The sequence below is a fragment of the Aestuariimicrobium sp. Y1814 genome, assembly GCF_050113895.1.
Taxonomy (GTDB): Bacteria; Actinomycetota; Actinomycetes; order Propionibacteriales; family Propionibacteriaceae; genus Aestuariimicrobium.
Genome location: NZ_JBNJRW010000005.1, coordinates 182,465 through 200,409, shown reverse-complemented (window position 1 = coordinate 200,409; position 17,945 = coordinate 182,465). Strand labels below are relative to the sequence as shown.

General features: G+C 69.3%; 14 protein-coding genes and 1 tRNA gene. 10 read left to right on the top strand and 5 right to left on the bottom strand.

What is annotated here, in order from left to right; genetic code table 11:
• Positions 1 to 13: 13 nt before the first annotated feature.
• The 5 genes from ACQE3C_RS08050 to pyk all read left to right on the top strand — a co-directional run bounded on the left by ACQE3C_RS08050 (position 14) and on the right by pyk (position 4,636).
• Positions 14 to 961, top strand: a complete 948-nt coding sequence (locus tag ACQE3C_RS08050) for a sugar-binding transcriptional regulator (protein ID WP_434538659.1) — start codon at positions 14 to 16, stop codon at positions 959 to 961.
• A 164-nt stretch (positions 962 to 1,125) separates the two neighbouring features.
• Positions 1,126 to 1,554: a TraR/DksA family transcriptional regulator gene (locus ACQE3C_RS08045; RefSeq protein WP_434538658.1), complete on the top strand. Its 429-nt coding sequence runs from the start codon at positions 1,126 to 1,128 to the stop codon at positions 1,552 to 1,554.
• Between the two features lie 83 nt (positions 1,555 to 1,637).
• Positions 1,638 to 2,156 carry a signal peptidase II gene (locus ACQE3C_RS08040; protein WP_434538710.1) on the top strand — a complete coding sequence of 173 codons (519 nt, stop codon included), beginning with the start codon at positions 1,638 to 1,640 and terminating at the stop codon, positions 2,154 to 2,156.
• Between the two features lie 2 nt (positions 2,157 to 2,158).
• Positions 2,159 to 3,079 carry an RluA family pseudouridine synthase gene (locus ACQE3C_RS08035; RefSeq protein WP_434538657.1) on the top strand — a complete coding sequence of 307 codons (921 nt, stop codon included), beginning with the start codon at positions 2,159 to 2,161 and terminating at the stop codon, positions 3,077 to 3,079.
• 135 nt (positions 3,080 to 3,214) lie between these two features.
• The gene (gene pyk / locus ACQE3C_RS08030) at positions 3,215 to 4,636 is read left to right on the top strand and encodes a pyruvate kinase (RefSeq protein WP_434538656.1); all 1,422 of its coding nucleotides are present in this window, start codon (positions 3,215 to 3,217) and stop codon (positions 4,634 to 4,636) included.
• Between the two features lie 151 nt (positions 4,637 to 4,787).
• Here the strand turns inward: pyk and ACQE3C_RS08025 are convergent, their stop codons facing one another.
• The 3 genes from ACQE3C_RS08025 to ACQE3C_RS08015 all read right to left on the bottom strand — a co-directional run bounded on the left by ACQE3C_RS08025 (position 4,788) and on the right by ACQE3C_RS08015 (position 6,386).
• Positions 4,788 to 5,420, bottom strand: a complete 633-nt coding sequence (locus tag ACQE3C_RS08025) for an ANTAR domain-containing response regulator (RefSeq protein ID WP_434538709.1) — start codon at positions 5,418 to 5,420, stop codon at positions 4,788 to 4,790.
• 348 nt (positions 5,421 to 5,768) lie between these two features.
• Positions 5,769 to 5,851 (bottom strand) — tRNA-Leu (locus ACQE3C_RS08020).
• 70 nt (positions 5,852 to 5,921) lie between these two features.
• Positions 5,922 to 6,386 (bottom strand): PaaI family thioesterase, encoded by a 465-nt coding sequence (locus ACQE3C_RS08015; RefSeq protein ID WP_434538655.1) that lies wholly within the window; start codon positions 6,384 to 6,386, stop codon positions 5,922 to 5,924.
• Between the two features lie 57 nt (positions 6,387 to 6,443).
• Here ACQE3C_RS08015 and polA point away from each other — a divergent pair, with 57 nt between their 5' ends.
• Complete coding sequence (gene polA, locus ACQE3C_RS08010) at positions 6,444 to 9,161, top strand: DNA polymerase I (RefSeq protein WP_434538654.1); 2,718 nt, start codon at positions 6,444 to 6,446, stop codon at positions 9,159 to 9,161.
• 52 nt (positions 9,162 to 9,213) lie between these two features.
• Here polA and ACQE3C_RS08005 read toward each other — a convergent pair whose 3' ends face one another.
• A complete protein-coding gene (locus ACQE3C_RS08005; protein WP_434538653.1) occupies positions 9,214 to 12,042 on the bottom strand; it encodes an FAD-binding and (Fe-S)-binding domain-containing protein in 2,829 nt (942 codons plus the stop codon).
• A gap of 17 nt (positions 12,043 to 12,059) precedes the next feature.
• Positions 12,060 to 12,827 carry a class F sortase gene (locus ACQE3C_RS08000; protein ID WP_434538652.1) on the bottom strand — a complete coding sequence of 256 codons (768 nt, stop codon included), beginning with the start codon at positions 12,825 to 12,827 and terminating at the stop codon, positions 12,060 to 12,062.
• A 417-nt stretch (positions 12,828 to 13,244) separates the two neighbouring features.
• Here ACQE3C_RS08000 and rpsA point away from each other — a divergent pair, with 417 nt between their 5' ends.
• From rpsA to ACQE3C_RS07980, 4 genes are all read left to right on the top strand, one after another.
• Positions 13,245 to 14,696, top strand: coding sequence for a 30S ribosomal protein S1 (rpsA, locus tag ACQE3C_RS07995; protein WP_434538651.1), 1,452 nt, complete (start codon positions 13,245 to 13,247; stop codon positions 14,694 to 14,696).
• A 90-nt stretch (positions 14,697 to 14,786) separates the two neighbouring features.
• Positions 14,787 to 15,422, top strand: a complete 636-nt coding sequence (coaE, locus tag ACQE3C_RS07990) for a dephospho-CoA kinase (protein WP_434538650.1) — start codon at positions 14,787 to 14,789, stop codon at positions 15,420 to 15,422.
• 88 nt (positions 15,423 to 15,510) lie between these two features.
• A complete protein-coding gene (locus tag ACQE3C_RS07985; RefSeq protein WP_434538649.1) occupies positions 15,511 to 16,815 on the top strand; it encodes a PrsW family intramembrane metalloprotease in 1,305 nt (434 codons plus the stop codon).
• Positions 16,815 to 17,891, top strand: a complete 1,077-nt coding sequence (locus ACQE3C_RS07980) for a hypothetical protein (protein ID WP_434538648.1) — start codon at positions 16,815 to 16,817, stop codon at positions 17,889 to 17,891. Before ACQE3C_RS07985 ends, ACQE3C_RS07980 begins: the two co-directional genes overlap by 1 nt.
• Positions 17,892 to 17,945: the final 54 nt, after the last annotated feature.

Here is a 17,945-nt window from a genome sequence, read left to right as displayed (position 1 = left end):
TAGGGTGAGACGCATGTCACCGGATTCTGATGTGCCCCGCATCATGATCGACGCCGCCCGGCTCTGCTACGAGCACGGCCAGACCCATGCCCAGATCGCCGCCGAGCTGGGGGTCTCACGCATCAAGGTGACCCGGCTGCTGGCCCAGGCCCGGGCCGCCGGCGTGGTCGAGATCAGCATCAATGCCCCCGACGAGCCCTTCGCCGACCTGGCCGAGCGGCTGTGTGAGCGCTACGGCCTGCGCAAGGCGTGGATCGCGCCGAGCCTGCCCGAGGCGGAGGCGGCCAGGGTCGCCGCTGACCAGGCCGGTGCCCACGCCATCGAGGAAGTTCTGGCCACCAGTGCCCTGGTGGCGATCGGGTTGTCCGCCACCCTGGGGCGTGCCATCGACCGGGTCGCTCCCCGGGAGCACCCACCCGGTGAACCGATCGGCTGCGTGCCGATGGCCGGTGGCTGGGGAGGCTGGCAGCACGGCGTGAACCCCGGTGAACTGGCCCAGCGACTCGGACGACGCGTGCACGGTCGCGCCTACGGCTTCCCGGCGCCGCTGCTGGCGCCTTCGGCGGAGTTCGCCACCACGCTCGCGTCCCTGCCCGAGGTGCAGCAGGCCATGGAACTGGCCCGCTCGGCCGACACCCTGTTGTTCGGGGTGGGGTCGTTGGACTGGCAGACCAGCCAGCTGCAGGACTCGCTCTCGCAGGCCGAACGCGAACAGCTCGCCGCCCGAGGTGCGGTGGGTGACATCGCCGCACGGTTCTTCGACCAGGACGGCAGGGGAGTGGACAGTGCTGTCGACCGCCGCGTCCTCGGGTTGACCCTGGACGACATGCTCGGCGTCGAACGACGGCTGCTGCTGGCCCACGGGGCGCCGAAACTGGAGGCCATCAGGGTCGCCCTGGCCGCCGGGATGGCGACTGACCTGTGCACGGACTCGATGACGGCCCGCGGCCTGCTCCGGTGAGCTGCGTGGCCCGGTGCGAGGAGTCCCGACCGGGCCGGCGGGCCCATCCGTGGCCCCGTGGTCGCCGCCCGCTTGACAGCGGGTGTATCTTGCATCCCAAGTCATCGCACCAGGGTGTCATCGCACCAGGGTGGTGCCCGCCCAGTCCAAGGAGACCGAATCCCATGACCGCCACCAAGGCCGCCCAGAACCCCGAGGGCGCCCTGCTGCCAGTTCGCGAGGGTGAAGACCCGTGGACCGCTGAGGAGGTCGCTGAACTGCGCGCCGAACTGACCAGTGAAGTGGAGCGGATGCAGCAGGCCATCGCCGTGGTCGAGGCAGAGCTCGCCGAACTCCTGGCCGACGGGTCCGACGGCGCCGGACGAGACCCCGCCGACGTGGGTTCGTCCAACTTCGAACGCGACCAGGAAATGTCGCTGGCCTCCAACACCCGCGAAATGCTGGAGCAGAACGTCCACGCGCTGCGCCTGCTGGACCAGGGCAAGTACGGCACCTGTGAGTCCTGTGGCAACCCCATCGGCAAGGCCCGCCTGCAGGCCTTCCCCCGGGCCACCATGTGTGTTTCCTGCAAGCAGCGCGCCGAGCGTCGCTGACCAGCGTGCCGGCTGAATCGTTGAACCGCGACGCGGCGAGCACCGACGACACCGACGAGCAGCCCACCGGGCCCCTCACCACGGTGCGCCGGGGCCCGATTGTCGCCGTCCTGGTCGGGGTGTTCCTGGTGGGTTATGCCCTGGACCAGGTCACCAAGGCCCTGGCCGTCGAGCACCTCGACCCGGCCAACCCGCCCACCTTCCTGGGCGGGTGGCTATCGCTCAAGCTGATCCGCAACCCCGGGGCCGCCTTCTCGATGGGCTCGGGCTTCACCGAGGTGCTCTCGGTGCTGGCGATCGTCGCGCTGCTGTTCTGCGCGATCTACCTGGCTCCGCGGGTGACCAAGGTGTCGCATGCTGCGGTGCTGGGCATGGGCATGGCCGGCATCGCCGGCAACCTGACCGACCGGCTGCTGCGCGCCCCCGGCCCGCTGCGGGGCCACGTCATCGACTTCTTCGCGGTGCCCCGGTTCGCCATCTTCAACGTGGCCGACATCTTCCTGACCTCGGCGGCGATCCTGGTCGTGCTGTGGACCCTGGTGGAAAGCCGCCGCGAGGCCGCCCGTGAGAAGGCCGCCACCGAAGCGGCGGGGGATTCCTGAGCATGGCGGTCTTCCTGGTGCCTGACGGCCTGGCCGGTGACCGGGTCGACGCGGCCGCGGCCCGGATCACGGGCCTGTCCCGCAGCCGGATCGTGGAGCTGATCGAGGCCGGTGTGGTGCACCTGGCCGGCCGCCGGGTCGACAAGGCCTCCACCCGGGTCGAGGCCGGCGCCCTGCTCGAGGTCGACCTCGACCAGCCCGAGCGCAGCGTCCAGGTCACCCCCCAGGTGGTGGAAGGCCTCGGCATCATCCATGACGACGCTGACATCGTCGTGGTGGACAAGCCGGTCGGGGTCGCCGCCCACCCCTCGGTCGGCTGGGACGGCCCGAGTGTCGTCGAACACCTCGCCGGGGCCGGTTTCCGGATCTCCACCTCGGGGGTGGCCGAACGCCAGGGCATCGTCCAGCGGCTCGACGTCGGCACCTCGGGGCTGATGGTGGTCGCCAAGTCGGAGCACGCCTACAGCGTGCTCAAGCAGGCCTTCCGTGACCGCACGGTCGACAAGACCTACCATGCGCTGGTGCAGGGGCACCCCGACCCGTTCGAGGGCACCATCGATGCGCCCATCGCCCGCCACCCCGGCTCGGACTGGAAGATGGCCGTGGTCAGCGACGGGCGCCGCTCGGTCACCCACTACGAGACGATCGAGGCGTTCGTGGCAGCCACCCTGCTGCGCATCCACCTCGAGACCGGCCGCACCCACCAGATCAGGGTGCACATGTCGGCCATCAAGCACCCGTGCGTGGGTGACCCGCTCTACGGTGGCGACCCCGTCCTGGCGGCCAAGCTGGGACTGGAGCGGCAATGGCTGCATGCCACCGAACTCGGGTTCACCCATCCCGCCACCGGTGAGTACGTCACGTTCACCTCGCCGTACCCCGCCGACCTGCAGCACGCCCTGGACGTCATCAGCAGCTGGTGAGCCGGGTCACGGTCGCGGCTGCGGCTGGACGAACTCCCACGGGGAGGGGCTGACCGCTGCGCAGGTTCTCGCCGGAACTGCAATTCTGCCCCCCACGCCCCCGGGGGTGGGGGTGTCTCGACTAGGGTGGGGGCCGTGCGTAGAGCGAAGATTGTGTGCACGCTGGGGCCGGCTGTTGAGAGCCCCGAGCGTATGGAAGGGATCATCAACGCGGGCATGAACGTTGCCCGCCTGAACATGAGCCACGGCGACTACAGCGAGCACGCCGCCCGCTACCAGCTCGTCCGTGACACTGCTGAACGCCTGGGCAAGCGGGTCGCCATCCTGGCCGACCTGCAGGGACCGAAGATCCGCCTCGGCAGGTTCGAGAACAACGAGAAGCACTACCTCGAGGTGGGCCAGGAGTTCACCATCACCATCGACGACATCGAAGGCACCGCCGAGCGCTGCTCGACCACCTTCAAGGGCCTGCCCGCTGACGTCAGCGTCGGCGACTCGCTGCTGATCGACGACGGCAAGGTGCTGCTGGAGGCCATCGAGGTCACCGACACTGACGTGAAGACCAAGGCCGTGGTGCCCGGGTACGTCTCCAACAACAAGGGCATCAACCTGCCCGGCGTGGCGGTCAACGTTCCCGCCATGAGCGAGAAGGACGAGGCCGACCTGCGTTGGGCCCTGAAGCAGGGCGTCGACCTGATCGCCCTGTCCTTCGTTCGCAGCGGTGACGACGTCAAGCGCGCCCACGAGATCATGGACGAGGAGGGCCGCCGGCTGCCGATCGTGGCCAAGCTGGAGAAGCCCCAGGCCATCGAGAACATGCAGGACATCATCGACAAGTTCGATGCCGTGATGGTCGCCCGCGGTGACCTGGGTGTGGAACTGCCGCTGGAGTCGGTGCCGATCGCGCAGAAGCGCATCATCGAGGCCGCCCGCATCTGGGCCAAGCCGGTGATCGTGGCCACCCAGATGCTCGAGTCGATGGCCACCAACCCGCGGCCCACCCGTGCGGAGACCTCCGACGTGGCCAACGCCGTCATCGACGGCACCGACGCGGTCATGCTGTCGGGGGAGACCTCGGTCGGCGACTTCCCGGTCGAGACCGTGGCCACCATGGCCAAGATCGTCCAGAACGTCGAGGAGCACGGCATCGACCGCATCCAGCGGATCGACTGGGACCCGCACACCACCAGCGGCATCATGGCCAAGTCGGCCGCCGAGGTGGCTGAGCGGCTCGAGGCGAAGTACCTGATCGCCTTCACCACCTCCGGTGACACCGCCCGCCGCCTGTCGCGGCTGCGCCCGACCACCCCGATGCTGGCCTTCACCCCGAGCCAGGACACCGCCCAGCAGCTGGCGCTGTCGTGGGGCATGGAGTCCTACGTGACTGACACCTTCGAGGTGTTCAACGAGATGGTGGCTGCCGTGCAGAACATCATGCTCGAGGAGGGCCTGGTCCAGGAGGGTGACCGCGTGGTCATCGTCTACGGTTCCCCGCTGGGTTCGGCCGGTCGCACCAACGCGATCCGCGTCCACAAGATCGGCGCTGCGCTGAACTGACCCGCCCCGACAACAGGCAGCGACAGGGCCGGATCCCGAGGGATCCGGCCCTGTTGTTTGTCTTGAGGTCTGCGGCGGTCGTAGCCCCGGGAGCGGAAGGGTCCCCGGGTGGACGTCCCGCGGGGGTGCAGGGGGTCGCCCCCGCAGGCAGTCACCCCAGCTTCTTGCCCTGTCGGGCGTGCTCGATGACGCCCTCGGCGACCTCACGCATCGACTTGCGCAGGTCCATGGCGGTCTTCTGGATCCAGCGGAAGGCCTCCTGCTCGGTCAGCCCGAGGCCCTGCTGCAGCAGGCCCTTGGCCTGGTCGACGGCCTTGCGGGACGCCAGCCGGTCCTCCAGGCCGGTGACCTCGTCCTCCAGGGCCTGGATCTCACGGAAGCGCCCGATGGCGATCTCGATGGCCGGCACCACGTCGGAGGCGTCGAACGGCTTGACCACGTAGGCCATCGCACCGGCCTCGCGGGCCCGCTCGACCAGGTCCCGCTGGCTGAACGCGGTGAGCATCACCACGGGGCAGATGCGTTCCTCGGCGATGTGTTCGGCGGCGGTGATGCCGTCCATCTTCGGCATCTTGACGTCCATCACGACCAGGTCAGGCTCGAGGTCGCGGGCCATGGCCAGCGCCTGCTCGCCGTCGCCGGCCTGGCCGACCACGTCGTAGCCCTCTTCCTCGAGCAACTCGACCAGGTCCATCCGGATCAGTGCCTCGTCCTCAGCGACCAGCACCCTGGGACGGGGGCCGGTGGGGGCGTTGACGGTGTCGTCCGATGTGGTCTCGTCCACGGCGTCTGCTGAGCTCAACTCAGTACTCCTGTTGCTCTTGGGGGGATGGTTGGGCGCACGGCAGCCTCCCCGCCGTGGCGCCGCCAGTCGCCAGATGTCATGCGGCCGGTCTTCACCGGTTCCTTGATCCTAGCGTGCAGCCACCGCTGCGCGTGCCGACCGGAGGTTGTGCAGGGGTGATAGTGGCCACGGAAACGAAAATCCCCCACCGGTGACGACCCGTGGGTGTGGCCACGGAAACAAGGAATCCCCACCGGGGACGACCCGTGGGTGTGGCCACGGAAACAAAGAATCCCCACCGGGGACGACCCGTGGGGGTGGAGGGGGTCATCCCCCGCAAACGACACGTACCCGGGAGGGGAGTCGAACCCCCACAGCCTTTCGGCCAGACGGGTTTGAGCCGTCCGCGTATGCCATTCCGCCACCCGGGCAAGGTGCTCCGCCGTCGGCGAGGCGTAGACATTCTGCCACAGATCCCACCCCCGCGACGTCGAGGGGCGCTCAGGCCGGGGGGCGGGCAGCCACCAGCTGGCAGGTGAGGCGCCCGGTCCCGACCAGGCGCTCGGAATCGTCGTAGAGGTGCACCTGGTAGGTGGCCACGCTGCGGCCCTGGTGCAGCGCGGTGGCATAGCCGGTGACATGACCGGTGCGCACCGCGCGGTGGTGGGTGACGCTCAGGTCGACCCCCACCGCAGCCTTGCCCGACTGCCGGGCCCACGCCGAGGCGGCCAGCGAACCCAGCGTCTCGACCAGCACGGCCGAGGCCCCACCGTGCCAGATGCCGTGGGGCTGCGTGTTGCCCTCCACGGGGCAGCGGCCCACACAGCGGTTGGCCCCGAGCTCGCCCACCACCAGGCCCATCCGCTCGTCCAAGGCGGAACTGAAGTCCCAACTCCACTCGGGCAGGCGTTCGCGCGCGGGGCGGGAGAACACGGCGGGGTTGATCGGGGTGTCCGGTGGCAGCATGGCGTCACTCTAGTGGGCGGGCCGGAAACGTCGGGATGCTGGACTAAGGTCTGTGGGGTGAGTCCCACGGCACCTGAGCACCCCACCGCCCCCGAACGCCCCCGGCTGCTGCTGGTCGACGGCCATTCCGTGGCCTACCGCGCGTTCTTCGCGCTCCCGGTCGAGAACTTCTCCACCAGCACCGGCCAGCACACCAACGCCGTCTACGGGTTCACCTCGATGCTGATCAACGTGCTGCGTGACGAGGCCCCCACCCACGTGGCGGTCGCCTTCGACGTGTCCCGGCAGACCTTCCGCACCGAGCAGTACGCCGAGTACAAGGCGAACCGGTCGACCAGCCCCGACGAGTTCAAGGGCCAGGTGCAGCTGGTCAAAGAGGTGCTCGACGCCCTCAACATCGTCCACGTCGAGGCCGAGGGGTTCGAGGCCGACGACATCATCGCCACCCTGTCCACCAGCGTCGGTGACGACGTCGACGTGCTGATCGTCACCGGTGACCGTGACGCGATGCAGCTGGTCAACGACCACGTCACCGTCCTCTACCCCCGCAAGGGCGTCTCTGACCTGGCCCGGATGACCCCGGATGCCGTGGAGGAGAAGTACCTGGTGCCGCCCGCGGTCTACCCCGAACTGGCTGCGCTGGTCGGTGAGACCAGTGACAACCTGCCCGGCGTGCCCGGCGTGGGGCCCAAGACCGCCGCGAAGTGGCTGGCCACCTACGAGGGCCTCGACAACCTGGTGGCCCGCGCCGACCAGGTGCCCGGGAAGGCCGGCGAGAGCTTCCGGGCCCACCTGGACGACGTCGTCCGCAACCGCCGGCTGAACGCCCTGGTGCACGACCTCGACCTGCCGGTCACCCTGGCCGACCTGGCCCGGCAGGACTGGGACCGCGAAGCCGTCCACACGCTGTTCGACGGGCTCGAGTTCCGGGTGCTGCGTGACCGGTTGATCGAGCAACTGCCCAACGAGCCCGCCGAGGCCGAGGGTGGCTTCGAAGTGGCCGGTGAGGTGCTGCAGCCCGGCCAGCTCGGCGACTGGTTGGGGGCCCACGGCCACGGGGAGCTCACCGGTATGGACGTCACCGGGCAGTGGGGGTCCGGCACCGGTGACATCGAGGCCATCGCGCTGGCCGCCAGCGACGGGGCCGCCGCCTGGTTCCGGGTCTCCGAGCTCACCCCGGACGACGACGCCGCGCTGGCCGACTGGCTCGCCGACGAGGACGCCCACAAGACCCTGCACGAGGCGAAGGGACCGCTGCTGGCGGTCTGGGCCCGCGGCTGGGACCTCAAGGGTGTGGTGAACGACACCCTGCTCGCCGCGTACCTGCTGCGACCCGACCAGCGCACCTACGACCTGGCCGACCTCGCCCTGCGCCACCTCAAGCGGGAACTGCGCATCGACGAGGGCGTTGAGGCCGCCGAGGCACCGCAGGATGCCCTGTTCGCCGAACCCGCCGACGACGAGGCCGCCGCCGCGGAGTCGATGGTGCGCGCCCGCGCCATCATTGACCTGGCCCAGGCCCTGGCCGCCGAACTCGACCTGACCGAACAGGCCGGGCTGCTGACCGACGTCGAACTGCCGCTGCAGCGCACCCTGGCCCGCATGGAACAGGTCGGCGTCGCCCTCGATGTGGACCTGCTGGAACGACTGCGCGCCGAGTTCGACGCGCAGGTGGGCCAGGCCGAACAGGATGCCTATGCCGTGATCGGCCACACGATCAACCTGGGCTCGCCCAAGCAGCTGCAGACGGTCCTGTTCGACGAACTCGACATGCCCAAGACGCGGCGCACCAAGTCGGGCTACACCACCGACGCCGACGCCCTCGAAGGGCTCTACGCGAAGACTGAGCACCCCTTCCTGGCCCACCTGCTGGCCCACCGCGACTGGATCCGCCTGCGCCAGACCGTCGACGGGCTGCTCAAGACCGTCGCCGACGACGGCCGCATCCACACGACCTACTCGCAGGTCACCGCCGCCACCGGGCGGCTGTCCTCGACCGACCCGAACCTGCAGAACATCCCGATCCGCACGGAGGCCGGTCGCCGGATCCGGGAAGCGTTCATCGTGGGGGAGGGCTACGAGGTGTTGGCGACGGCTGACTACTCCCAGATCGAGATGCGGATCATGGCGCACGCCTCCGACGACGACCTGCTCATCGAGGCATTCCGCAGCGGTGAGGACTTCCACACCCAGATGGCTGCCACCGTCTTCCACGTCGAACCCGGTGAGGTCACCGGTGAGCAGCGTGCCCGCATCAAGGCCATGAACTACGGCTTGGCCTACGGGCTGTCGGCGTTCGGCCTGTCGAACCAGCTGGGCCTGTCGGTCTCTGAGGCGAGGGGCCTGATGGAGGGCTACTTCGAGCGTTTCGGGGAGGTTCGTGACTACCTGCAGGCCGTGGTCGCCGAAGCCCGCAAGACCGGCTTCACCGCCACCTTGATGGGACGACGCCGCTACCTGCCCGACCTGGGGTCATCGAACCGGCAGCGCCGCGAAATGGCCGAGCGGATGGCGTTGAACGCACCCATCCAGGGTTCGGCGGCCGACATCATCAAGGTCGCCATGCTGCGGCTGGAGGCCGCGCTGGCAGAGGCCGGGCTGAGGTCGCGGATGCTGCTGCAGGTGCACGACGAACTGGTCCTCGAGGTCGCCCCCGGTGAAGCCGAGCAGGTCGCCGGCCTGGTGCGTGGGGCGATGGGCAGTGCCATGGAACTGAAGGTGCCGCTCGACGTGTCCACCGGCACCGGCCGGTCATGGCATGAGGCCGCCCACTGAGGTGACCCCCGTTCGGTTGCCCCTGTTGAGGTGAATGGGGTCAGACGCCGGGTCAGTTGCCGGTGCACAGCCGCTGCCCGTCATCCAGTGCGGCGAGCACGTGGACGTAGGTCTGGCCCGTCGCCCGGCTGAGCCCCATCTCGCAGGTCCGGTTGGCCGACAGGTACAGGTCGAAGTGCTGGTCGGCCAGTTCCGCGGCCTGGTCGGCGGTTGCCGAGGCCGTCAGCTCCGGGTGCAGCAGCCCCCGGTCACCGGCGAAGCCGCAGCACCCCCAGTCGGTGGGGACCACCACCTCGTCGGCCACCAGCCGGGCCAGGGCCAGCACATCGTTGGTGGTGCCCATCCGGGTGCTGGAGCAGGTCGGGTGCAGCGCGGCCCGGGCGACCTTGCGGGCAGGTGCCAGCCGGTCGGCCCGGGCCGCCAGGTAGCTGGTGACGTCCTGCACGCGGACACCAGCGCCGGCCAGCAGCGGCTCCTGGCGCGACAGGGACGCAATGATGCCCTCCGAGCATGACAAGGCGTCGCTGACCACCGGCACTCGTCCGCCGTCGGTGGCCTCGAGCAGGTCACGGGCCAGCCGCGCCGACATAGAGTCGAACCCCGAGGTCATCCCCTTCGACTTCCACGGGGTGCCGCAACACAACGAGGCCGATGCCGTGGGCATTGTCACCCGCACACCGGCCCGGTCGAGCACGGACAAGACCCGGTCCTGCAGCGCCACCCCGTCCTCGGCGCCGAACAGGGTCTGCACGCAGGCCGGCAGGTAGACCACCTCGGCATCGGGGTCGCGGCGTGAGGCCCGGCGGCGCCGGCCACCGGTGGGCAGGTCGGCGGTGAACAGCGGCACCGCCTCGTGGCCGAGCACGGCCCGCGCGGCCTTGACGGGGGCATCGACCAGTGGCTGGGGGACCGCGTCGACCACCGTCATGCCGAGTGAGGCGACCTTGGTGAAGGTGCCCCACATCCGGGTGGCCGCGTCCCAGGCGGTGTCCAGCACCTTGGGCTGGCTCTCGGCACGCAGCCGGCGGACCAGGTCACCGGTGTTGATGCCCACCGGGCAGGCCGTCGCGCACATCCCGTCGACCGCGCAGGTCTCGGTCACCGGGTAGGTCTGCTCGCGGCGCAGCTGTTCGGCCAAGGCATGGTCGCCACGGTTGGTGGCATCGGCGATCGCCCGCTGCGCGATGATCCGCTGGCGGGGGGTCAGGGTCAGGAACTGGCTGGGGCAGACCGGCTCGCAGAACCCGCACTCGACGCAGCGGTCCACCTCGGACTGCACCGTCGGGGTCTGCTTGAGGTCCTCCATGTGGACCTTGGGGTTGTCGGTCACCACCGAGTCGGGGTTCAGCACCCCGTGGGGGTCGAAGGCCTGCTTGACCTCACGCATCATGGCGTACAGGTCGGGGCCGTACTGCCGTTCGACGAACGGTGCCATGATCCGACCGGTGCCGTGCTCGGCCTTGAGCGTCCCCTGGGCCTGCAACACCAGTCCCACCATGTCCTCGGTGAACGACTCGTAGCGGGGCAGGCTCGCCGCGACGTTGAAGTCCTCGGTGATCATGAAGTGGATGTTGCCGTCCTTGGCGTGCCCGAAGATCACCGAGTCGCCGTAGCCGTGGCGGTCGAAGAGCACCTGCAGTTCCTCGCAGACGCCGGCCAGGGTCGGCACCGGCACCGCGATGTCCTCCAGCAGGGCTGTGGTCCCCGAGCGGCGGGCCTCATTGACCTTCGCGAACAGCCCCTTGCGCAGGTACCACAGCTCCGCGCGGACGGCGGCGTCCTCGGTCAGGATCGGGTCCTCGCGCAGGTCCAGGCCCGTGAAGGCGGACGCAGCAGCTTCGCGCTGGGCCGTCAACTGCTCCACGTCACCGGCCTGGTACTCCAGCAGCAGCGCGGCCTCACCGGGCTGCGGCTGGGCGGGCACCGCCGTCACCGTCGGGTCCTCCCGGCAGACCTGCAGGGAGGCCGCATCCAGCAGTTCCACCACCGCTGCGCCCGAGTCGACCAGCGCCGGCAGCGCGCTCGTGGCGGCGTGCAGCGAGTCGAACATCAACAGCCCGGTGGCGACCTGCGGCAGCACCGGCACGGTGCGGAAGGTGACCTCGGCGATGAAGCCCAGGGTGCCCTCCGACCCGATGACCAGGTGCTCCAGGATCTTTGCGGGGCTCTGGTGGTCGACCAGCGAGTTCAGGCCGTAGCCCATCGTGTTCTTGATCGACCAGCGCCGGGTGATGTCCTCTCGATGGTCCAGCGCCCGTTCACGCAGGTCGAGCAGGGTCTGGTACAGCGCCGGCTCGTCGGCACGCAGCCGGTCATCGGCGTCCTCGGCGCCGGTGTCGACCACGGTGCCCGAGGGCAGCACCAGCACCAGGGAGTCCAGCGTCTGGTAGGTGTTGGCGACCACCCCGCAGGTCATCCCCGAGGAGTTGTTGGCCACCACACCACCGACGGTGCAGGCGACCTCCGAGGCAGGGTCGGGGCCCAGCTTGTAGCCCAGCGGCGCCAAGTGGGCATTCACCTGGCGGATGGTGCGCCCCGGGCCGCAGCGCACCCGGGCCCCGCCGTCGAGAACCTCGATGTCGCGGAAGGCGGCGCGGGTGTCGACCAGGATGCCGTTCGACAGCGCCTGGCCGGACAGGCTCGTCCCCCCGGAACGGAAGGTCACCGGCCGGCGGTGCTGCTGGGCGATCTGCATCACCAGCGCGACCTCTGCTGCGGAGCCGGCCTTCACCAGCACCTGCGGGCTGAGCAGGTAGTGGGAGGCGTCCACCGCGGCGGCGGCGATGTCGAGCGCCGAGGTGCTCAGGCCCCCCGGTCGCAGGGCGTGGGTGAGGTCACGGACCAGGGACGAGGGAGCCGGGCTCTGTATGCTGCGCTGCATTGCCCCAGCTTAGGGGCCTATGCGGCGCTGGCAACCGGCTTGAGGTAGTAGAGGATGCGCGAATCCCAGGCCTTGTTGAGCAGGTTGTAGTCCCAGCAGATCACGATCACGGCGCGGGGTTCACCGTCGAACTTGTAGAGCACCTCGGAGTTGGGGTCGTAGTCCTTGACCCAGACCTTCAACGACTTCTCCAGCGTGTAGCACTGGGTGTTGCCGTTCTTGTCGGTCATCCGGACCAGGTCGCCCACCTCGAAGCCATTGGTGGAATGGTAGAGCTCATTGCCGAGCGCCTTGCCGTTCTGGTAGGTGTGGATCGTCAGGATCGCGTGGCCCTGGCGGGAGCCGACCTTCGGCCCGTTCTTCCACCAGCCGACCGCGTGCGAGGCGTTCTTCGGCGGCGCGGCCGCAGCACCCGACTCGTCCTCACCCAACGACATCATCGGCACCTTGACGCCCATCTGGTCGATCGCGAAGGTGGTCGCCTCGATCTCGGTGAGGGTGGTCATGCACTCGCCGGGGACGGTCCCGGCGCGCGAGGAAGTGGAGCCCGTGCTGCCGGTGGTGGTGGCCGTGGCGCTGGCGGAAGTGTTCGGGTCGCCCGAGTTGGCCGTGGTCGAGGGGTTGGTGACCCGCGGCTGTTCGGGGGTGTTGGCCGCATCGGAGGGGGCCACCGAGGTCGGGGCCGGCGTGGCGGTCTCCCGCCCGCCCTGCCAGATGACGATGCCGCCGACGATCAACAGGAGTGCGAGCAGTCCCGCACCGACCATCAGTCTCTTGCGCTTCATGGGTCGCTCTCCACATCAGTCGTCGCACGACAGGCCCGGTGGCGCAGGGTCGGTGGCACCGACCTCATCGGCCACCACGATCCTAGCTGTGGCAACCCGAAAACCAAGCACGTCAACCGGCCCTGGGACAGGGTTTCCAACGGCTGCAGCAGCACCCCACGGTGCCCCCACCGGGCGCTCCCGGCCCGGATTGACCCCCGGCCGAAACGACAGGTAGGCTGAACGGGCACTGTGGACTGCGTGAACTAGGACAGAGTAGGTCGCGCGCCGCGAAGGTCGCCTCCGACGATCTGTCATCCGCCTGCTGCGCCCCTGGAAAAGGGACCTGGCACTGACGTGGTTCCGACGGGGTCACGTTCGCTGCAGCCGGACACAGTGTGACACGTCTCTCAGACAACCCAATCGGAGCCCTACTACATGACCTCCTCCACCGAGGCTTCACCCCAGGTCGCCATCGACGACTTCGGCTCGCCGGAAGCTTTCCTCGCCGCCGTCGATGCCACCATCAAGTACTTCAACGACGGCGACATCGTCACCGGAACCGTCGTCAAGGTCGACCGGGACGAGGTCCTGCTCGACATCGGCTACAAGACCGAAGGTGTCATCCCTTCCAAGGAACTCTCCATCAAGCACGACGTGGACCCCTTCGAGGTCGTCCAGGTCGGCGATGAGATCGAGGCCCTCGTCCAGCAGAAGGAGGACAAGGAAGGTCGCCTGATCCTCTCGAAGAAGCGCGCCCAGTACGAGCGTGCCTGGGGAACCATCGAGAAGGTGAAGGAGGAGGACGGCGTCGTCACCGGTTCGGTGATCGAGGTCGTCAAGGGTGGCCTGATCGTCGACATCGGCCTGCGCGGCTTCCTGCCCGCCTCCCTGGTCGAGATGCGTCGTGTGCGCGACCTGCAGCCCTACGTGGGCATGGAGCTGGAGTGCAAGATCATCGAGCTCGACAAGAACCGCAACAACGTGGTCCTGTCGCGCCGTGCGTGGCTTGAGCAGACCCAGTCCGAGGTCCGCCACACCTTCCTCACCCAGCTGCAGAAGGGCCAGATCCGCAAGGGTGTCGTCTCGTCCATCGTCAACTTCGGTGCCTTCGTGGACCTGGGTGGCGTCGACGGCCTGGTGCACGTCTCGGAGCTGTCCTGGAAGCACATCGACCACCCGAGCGAGGTCGTCGAGGTCGGTACCCCGGTCACCGTCGAGGTGCTGGATGTCGACATGGACCGCGAGCGTGTCTCGCTGTCGCTGAAGGCCACCCAGGAAGACCCGTGGCAGACCTTCGCCCGCACCCACCAGATCGGTCAGATCGTTCCCGGCAAGGTCACCAAGCTGGTGCCCTTCGGTGCTTTCGTCCGCGTCGAGGAGGGCATCGAGGGCCTGGTCCACGTCTCCGAGCTGGCCGAGCGCCACGTCGAGATCCCCGAGCAGGTTGTCACCGTCAACGACGAGGTCATGGTCAAGATCATCGACATCGACCTCGAGCGTCGTCGCATCTCGCTGTCGCTGAAGCAGGCCAACGAGGGTGTCGACGTCGCCGCTGACGACTTCGACCCGTCGCTGTACGGCATGACCGCCAACTACGACGAGCAGGGCAACTACATCTACCCCGAGGGCTTCGATCCGGAGACCAACGAGTGGAAGGAAGGCTACGAGGAGCAGCAGCGCGCCTGGGAGCTCCAGTACGCCGAGGCACAGGCCCGTTGGGAGGCGCACAAGCGCCAGGTCAGCGAGGCCGAGGTGGCCGACCGCGAAGCCGTCGTCGACGCCGGCGCCGCCAGCAGCTACTCCGCCGTCAGCGAGGAGCCTGCCGAAGGGTCGCTCGCCTCGGACGAGGCCCTGCAGGCCCTGCGCGACAAGCTCACCGGCAACTGAGCCCATCCACGTCGGACCGGGCGGCCCGCACCCCTCGGGGTGCGGGCCGTTCCGCGTTCCCGGGTCGCACCGCCTGACACAATGGCGGGCATGACGCAGACCGGCCCAACGCCGCGGGTGGCCATCGCACTGACCGGCGGCATCGCCTCGGGCAAGACCACGGTGGCGAACCTGCTCGCAGCCAGGGGGGCCTACCTGGTGGATTCCGACCTCATCGCCCGCGAGGTGGTCGAACCCGGCACCGACGGCCTGGCCGCCGTGGTGGAACGCTTCGGTGACCAGGTGGTGGCCGCCGACGGCTCCCTCGACCGGGCGGCCCTGGGCCGCATCGTGTTCGGCGACCCGACGGCCAGAGTCGAGCTCGAGGCGATCACCCACCCGCGCATCCGGCGCCGCTCAGCCGAGCTGGTGGCCGCCGCCCCGGAGCGTTCGGTGGTCATCCAGGTCATTCCGCTGCTGGTCGAGACCGGGCAGGCGGCTCGCTTCGACGAGGTCATCGTCGTCGACGCCTCCGAGGACGAGCAGGTGGCCCGGTTGTGCGCCCGTGACGGGGTCGATGAGTCCGCGGCGCGGGCCCGGCTGGCTGCCCAGGCCACCCGGGCGCAGCGCCTGGCGGTGGCGACCCGCGTGGTCGACAACACCGACGGTGCTGAAGACCTCGGTGCCCAGGTGGACCGGCTGTGGGATGCCCTGACCGGCCGGGTGGCCGGCTCGGTCACGACTTGAGATCGTCTCGCGCCGCCTGCCGGGCAAGTGCCCCGGGAACTGGAAGACTGCCCACGTTGGGCCATGACCTCCACGGAAAGGACACCCCATGAACTGTCCACGTTGCGCCACGGACCTGCCCGCGGGGTTCCTGTTCTGCCATGTCTGTGGGCAGGAACTGGCCGCGGGGGAGGCTGACCGGCGCAGTTTCGCGGTGAAACCGGACGAGCCGGTGCGCTCGTTCCGGCTGGTCTCGACCATCATGCCGACCGGCGCGGCTGAGCGACCGCGCACCTACCAGATCGCTTTCGCGATCGCGGTGGTGGCTGCCCTGGGTGCGGCGCTGCTGGGCTGGACGCCGGTGGCGTTGATGGTGGCGGCCTTCGCGATCCCGATCGTCTACATCGTCTACCTCTATGACGTGAACCTCTGGGAGGATGCCCCGGTCCCGGTGACCGGCCTGGCCTTCCTGCTCACGGGTGGTCTGGCTGCCGTGTTCACCTGGTGGTGGCGCAGCCTGCTGAGCCCCTCCCTGGGGGCGAGCGTCGATGGGGGCTCCGAGGCCACCGTGACCGGGATCCTGGTGATGGTGCTGCTGGTCCCCGTGGTGGGGGAGTTGATCCGCCAGATCGGGCCGGTGCTGCTGGCCTCTCGTCCGCAGTTCGACGACCTGATGGACGGGCTGACCTTCGGCATCGTCTCGGGGGTCGCGTACTCGACCGCTGACACCCTGGTGCGCCACTGGGCGCTCATCGAGGGCGGCTTCAACTCCCCGGGTGACGGCTGGTCGACGTGGACGACGCTGCTGTTGCTGGAGGGCTTCGTGAAGCCCTTGGTGATCGGCACGGCCACCGGCATCGCCTGCGCCGAGTTCTCCGGGCTGGGGCGCGGCTACGACGGCTTCACCAAGCGCTATGCGATCGCGGTCGGTGAAGCGATCATGTGGAACGTCCTCTACTTCGGCGGCATCTACCTGCTCGGCCTGATCGAGACCGGCTGGCTGAGCGTGCTGCTGTCGCTGGTCTGGGGCCTGCTGCTGCTCGGCGGGCTGCTGTTGCGGGTCCGCACCGTGCTGCAGACCGGCCTGCTCGAGGCGGCCCTGGAGAATGCGGCCCGCTTCCACGCCGACTCCGGGGTCGGCCCCGACGGTGACCTGCAGTTTTGCCCCGCCTGTGAGATGCCACTGATGGCGGGCGCAGCGTTCTGCGGCGCCTGCGGGCAGGCGGTCCGGGCGACCGCTCCCGGCCACCACCACGACACGGGTGCTGCCCCGGACCGGGCCGCCACAGCCGGGGCTGCTGTGGCGCCGGCCGCTGCGAGTGCCCCGACTGGTGCAAGTGCTGCTCCCGACACGGTGGGCCCACCGCCGGTCGGGCCCGATTCTGCGCGACTGGACGATGAGGAGGCACTGTGATGAGCAACCCCCAGTACCCCCAGCAGCCCGGCGGCGACCCGTACGGCGGCCAGCAACCAAGGCAGCAGTCCTACCCCGGCGGCCCACCCCAGCAGCCCGGCCAGTACCCGGGCGCACCCCAGTACCCCGCCGGACCCCAATACCCAGGAGGCCCCCAGGGCCCAGCCGCTCCCCAGTACCCCGGGCCCCAGCAGCCGGCCGGGCCCCAGAGCCCGGGCGACTGGAACCCGACCGTGCAGCGGCCCATGCCGCAGCCCTCGGCGGCTCCCATGCCCCAGGCCCCGATGCCCCAGGCCCCGATGCCCCAGACCCCGATGCCGCAAGCGCCGGTGCCGCAGCCCGGCTACGGCCAGCAGCCCCCGGTCCACGCGGTCGGCGGTGGTCCTGGGCCCACGCCACCCAAGAAGCACTCCCAGACCTTGATCATCGGCCTGATCGTCCTCGGCATCGTGGTCGCGGCCGGTATCGGTGCCCTGATCGCGACCATGGGTGGCAGCAAGAACGACCCTGGTGCCGAGCCGTCGGTGACGATCTCCCACACCAGTGAGCCACCGTCGCCCTCCCCGTCGCCGAGCCAGACCCCGACCCCCTCGCCGACGCCGACCGAGGAGGACACCGGCGGCACCATCACGCTCGACGGCCTGGTCATCACGATCCCGCCCGGCTGGAAGCTCAACAAGCACGACGAGAGCATCCACTTCGCGCAGATCGTGGACGCCGACGGCAGTGCCATCTCGCTGCAGGTCTTCCCGTCCGAGGGCAAGGTCAGCAACGTGCTGGTCGATGAGTACCTCGCCCAGCAGATGGACAAGCTGACCAACCCGACCAAGCACCGGGTCAAGAAGCTCAACATCGACCCGGCCATTGATGTCTCCGAAGGGTCCATCTCGGGCACCCTGACGACGTCGTCGGGCTCCTCGACGATGGCGATCAACACCATCATGTCGGTGCGCGGCAAGGACCAGAAGGCACTGATGTCGACGGTGGTCTACAACGTCCGCGCAGACCTGGACAAGCTCAGCAGGGACTACAACACGGTGACCGATTCGGGGATGCGGGCACAGATCAACGGTTGATGGCCTGACGAGGCGAAATGCAGGCCGGCGGCACGGGGAACCGGGTCGCCGGCC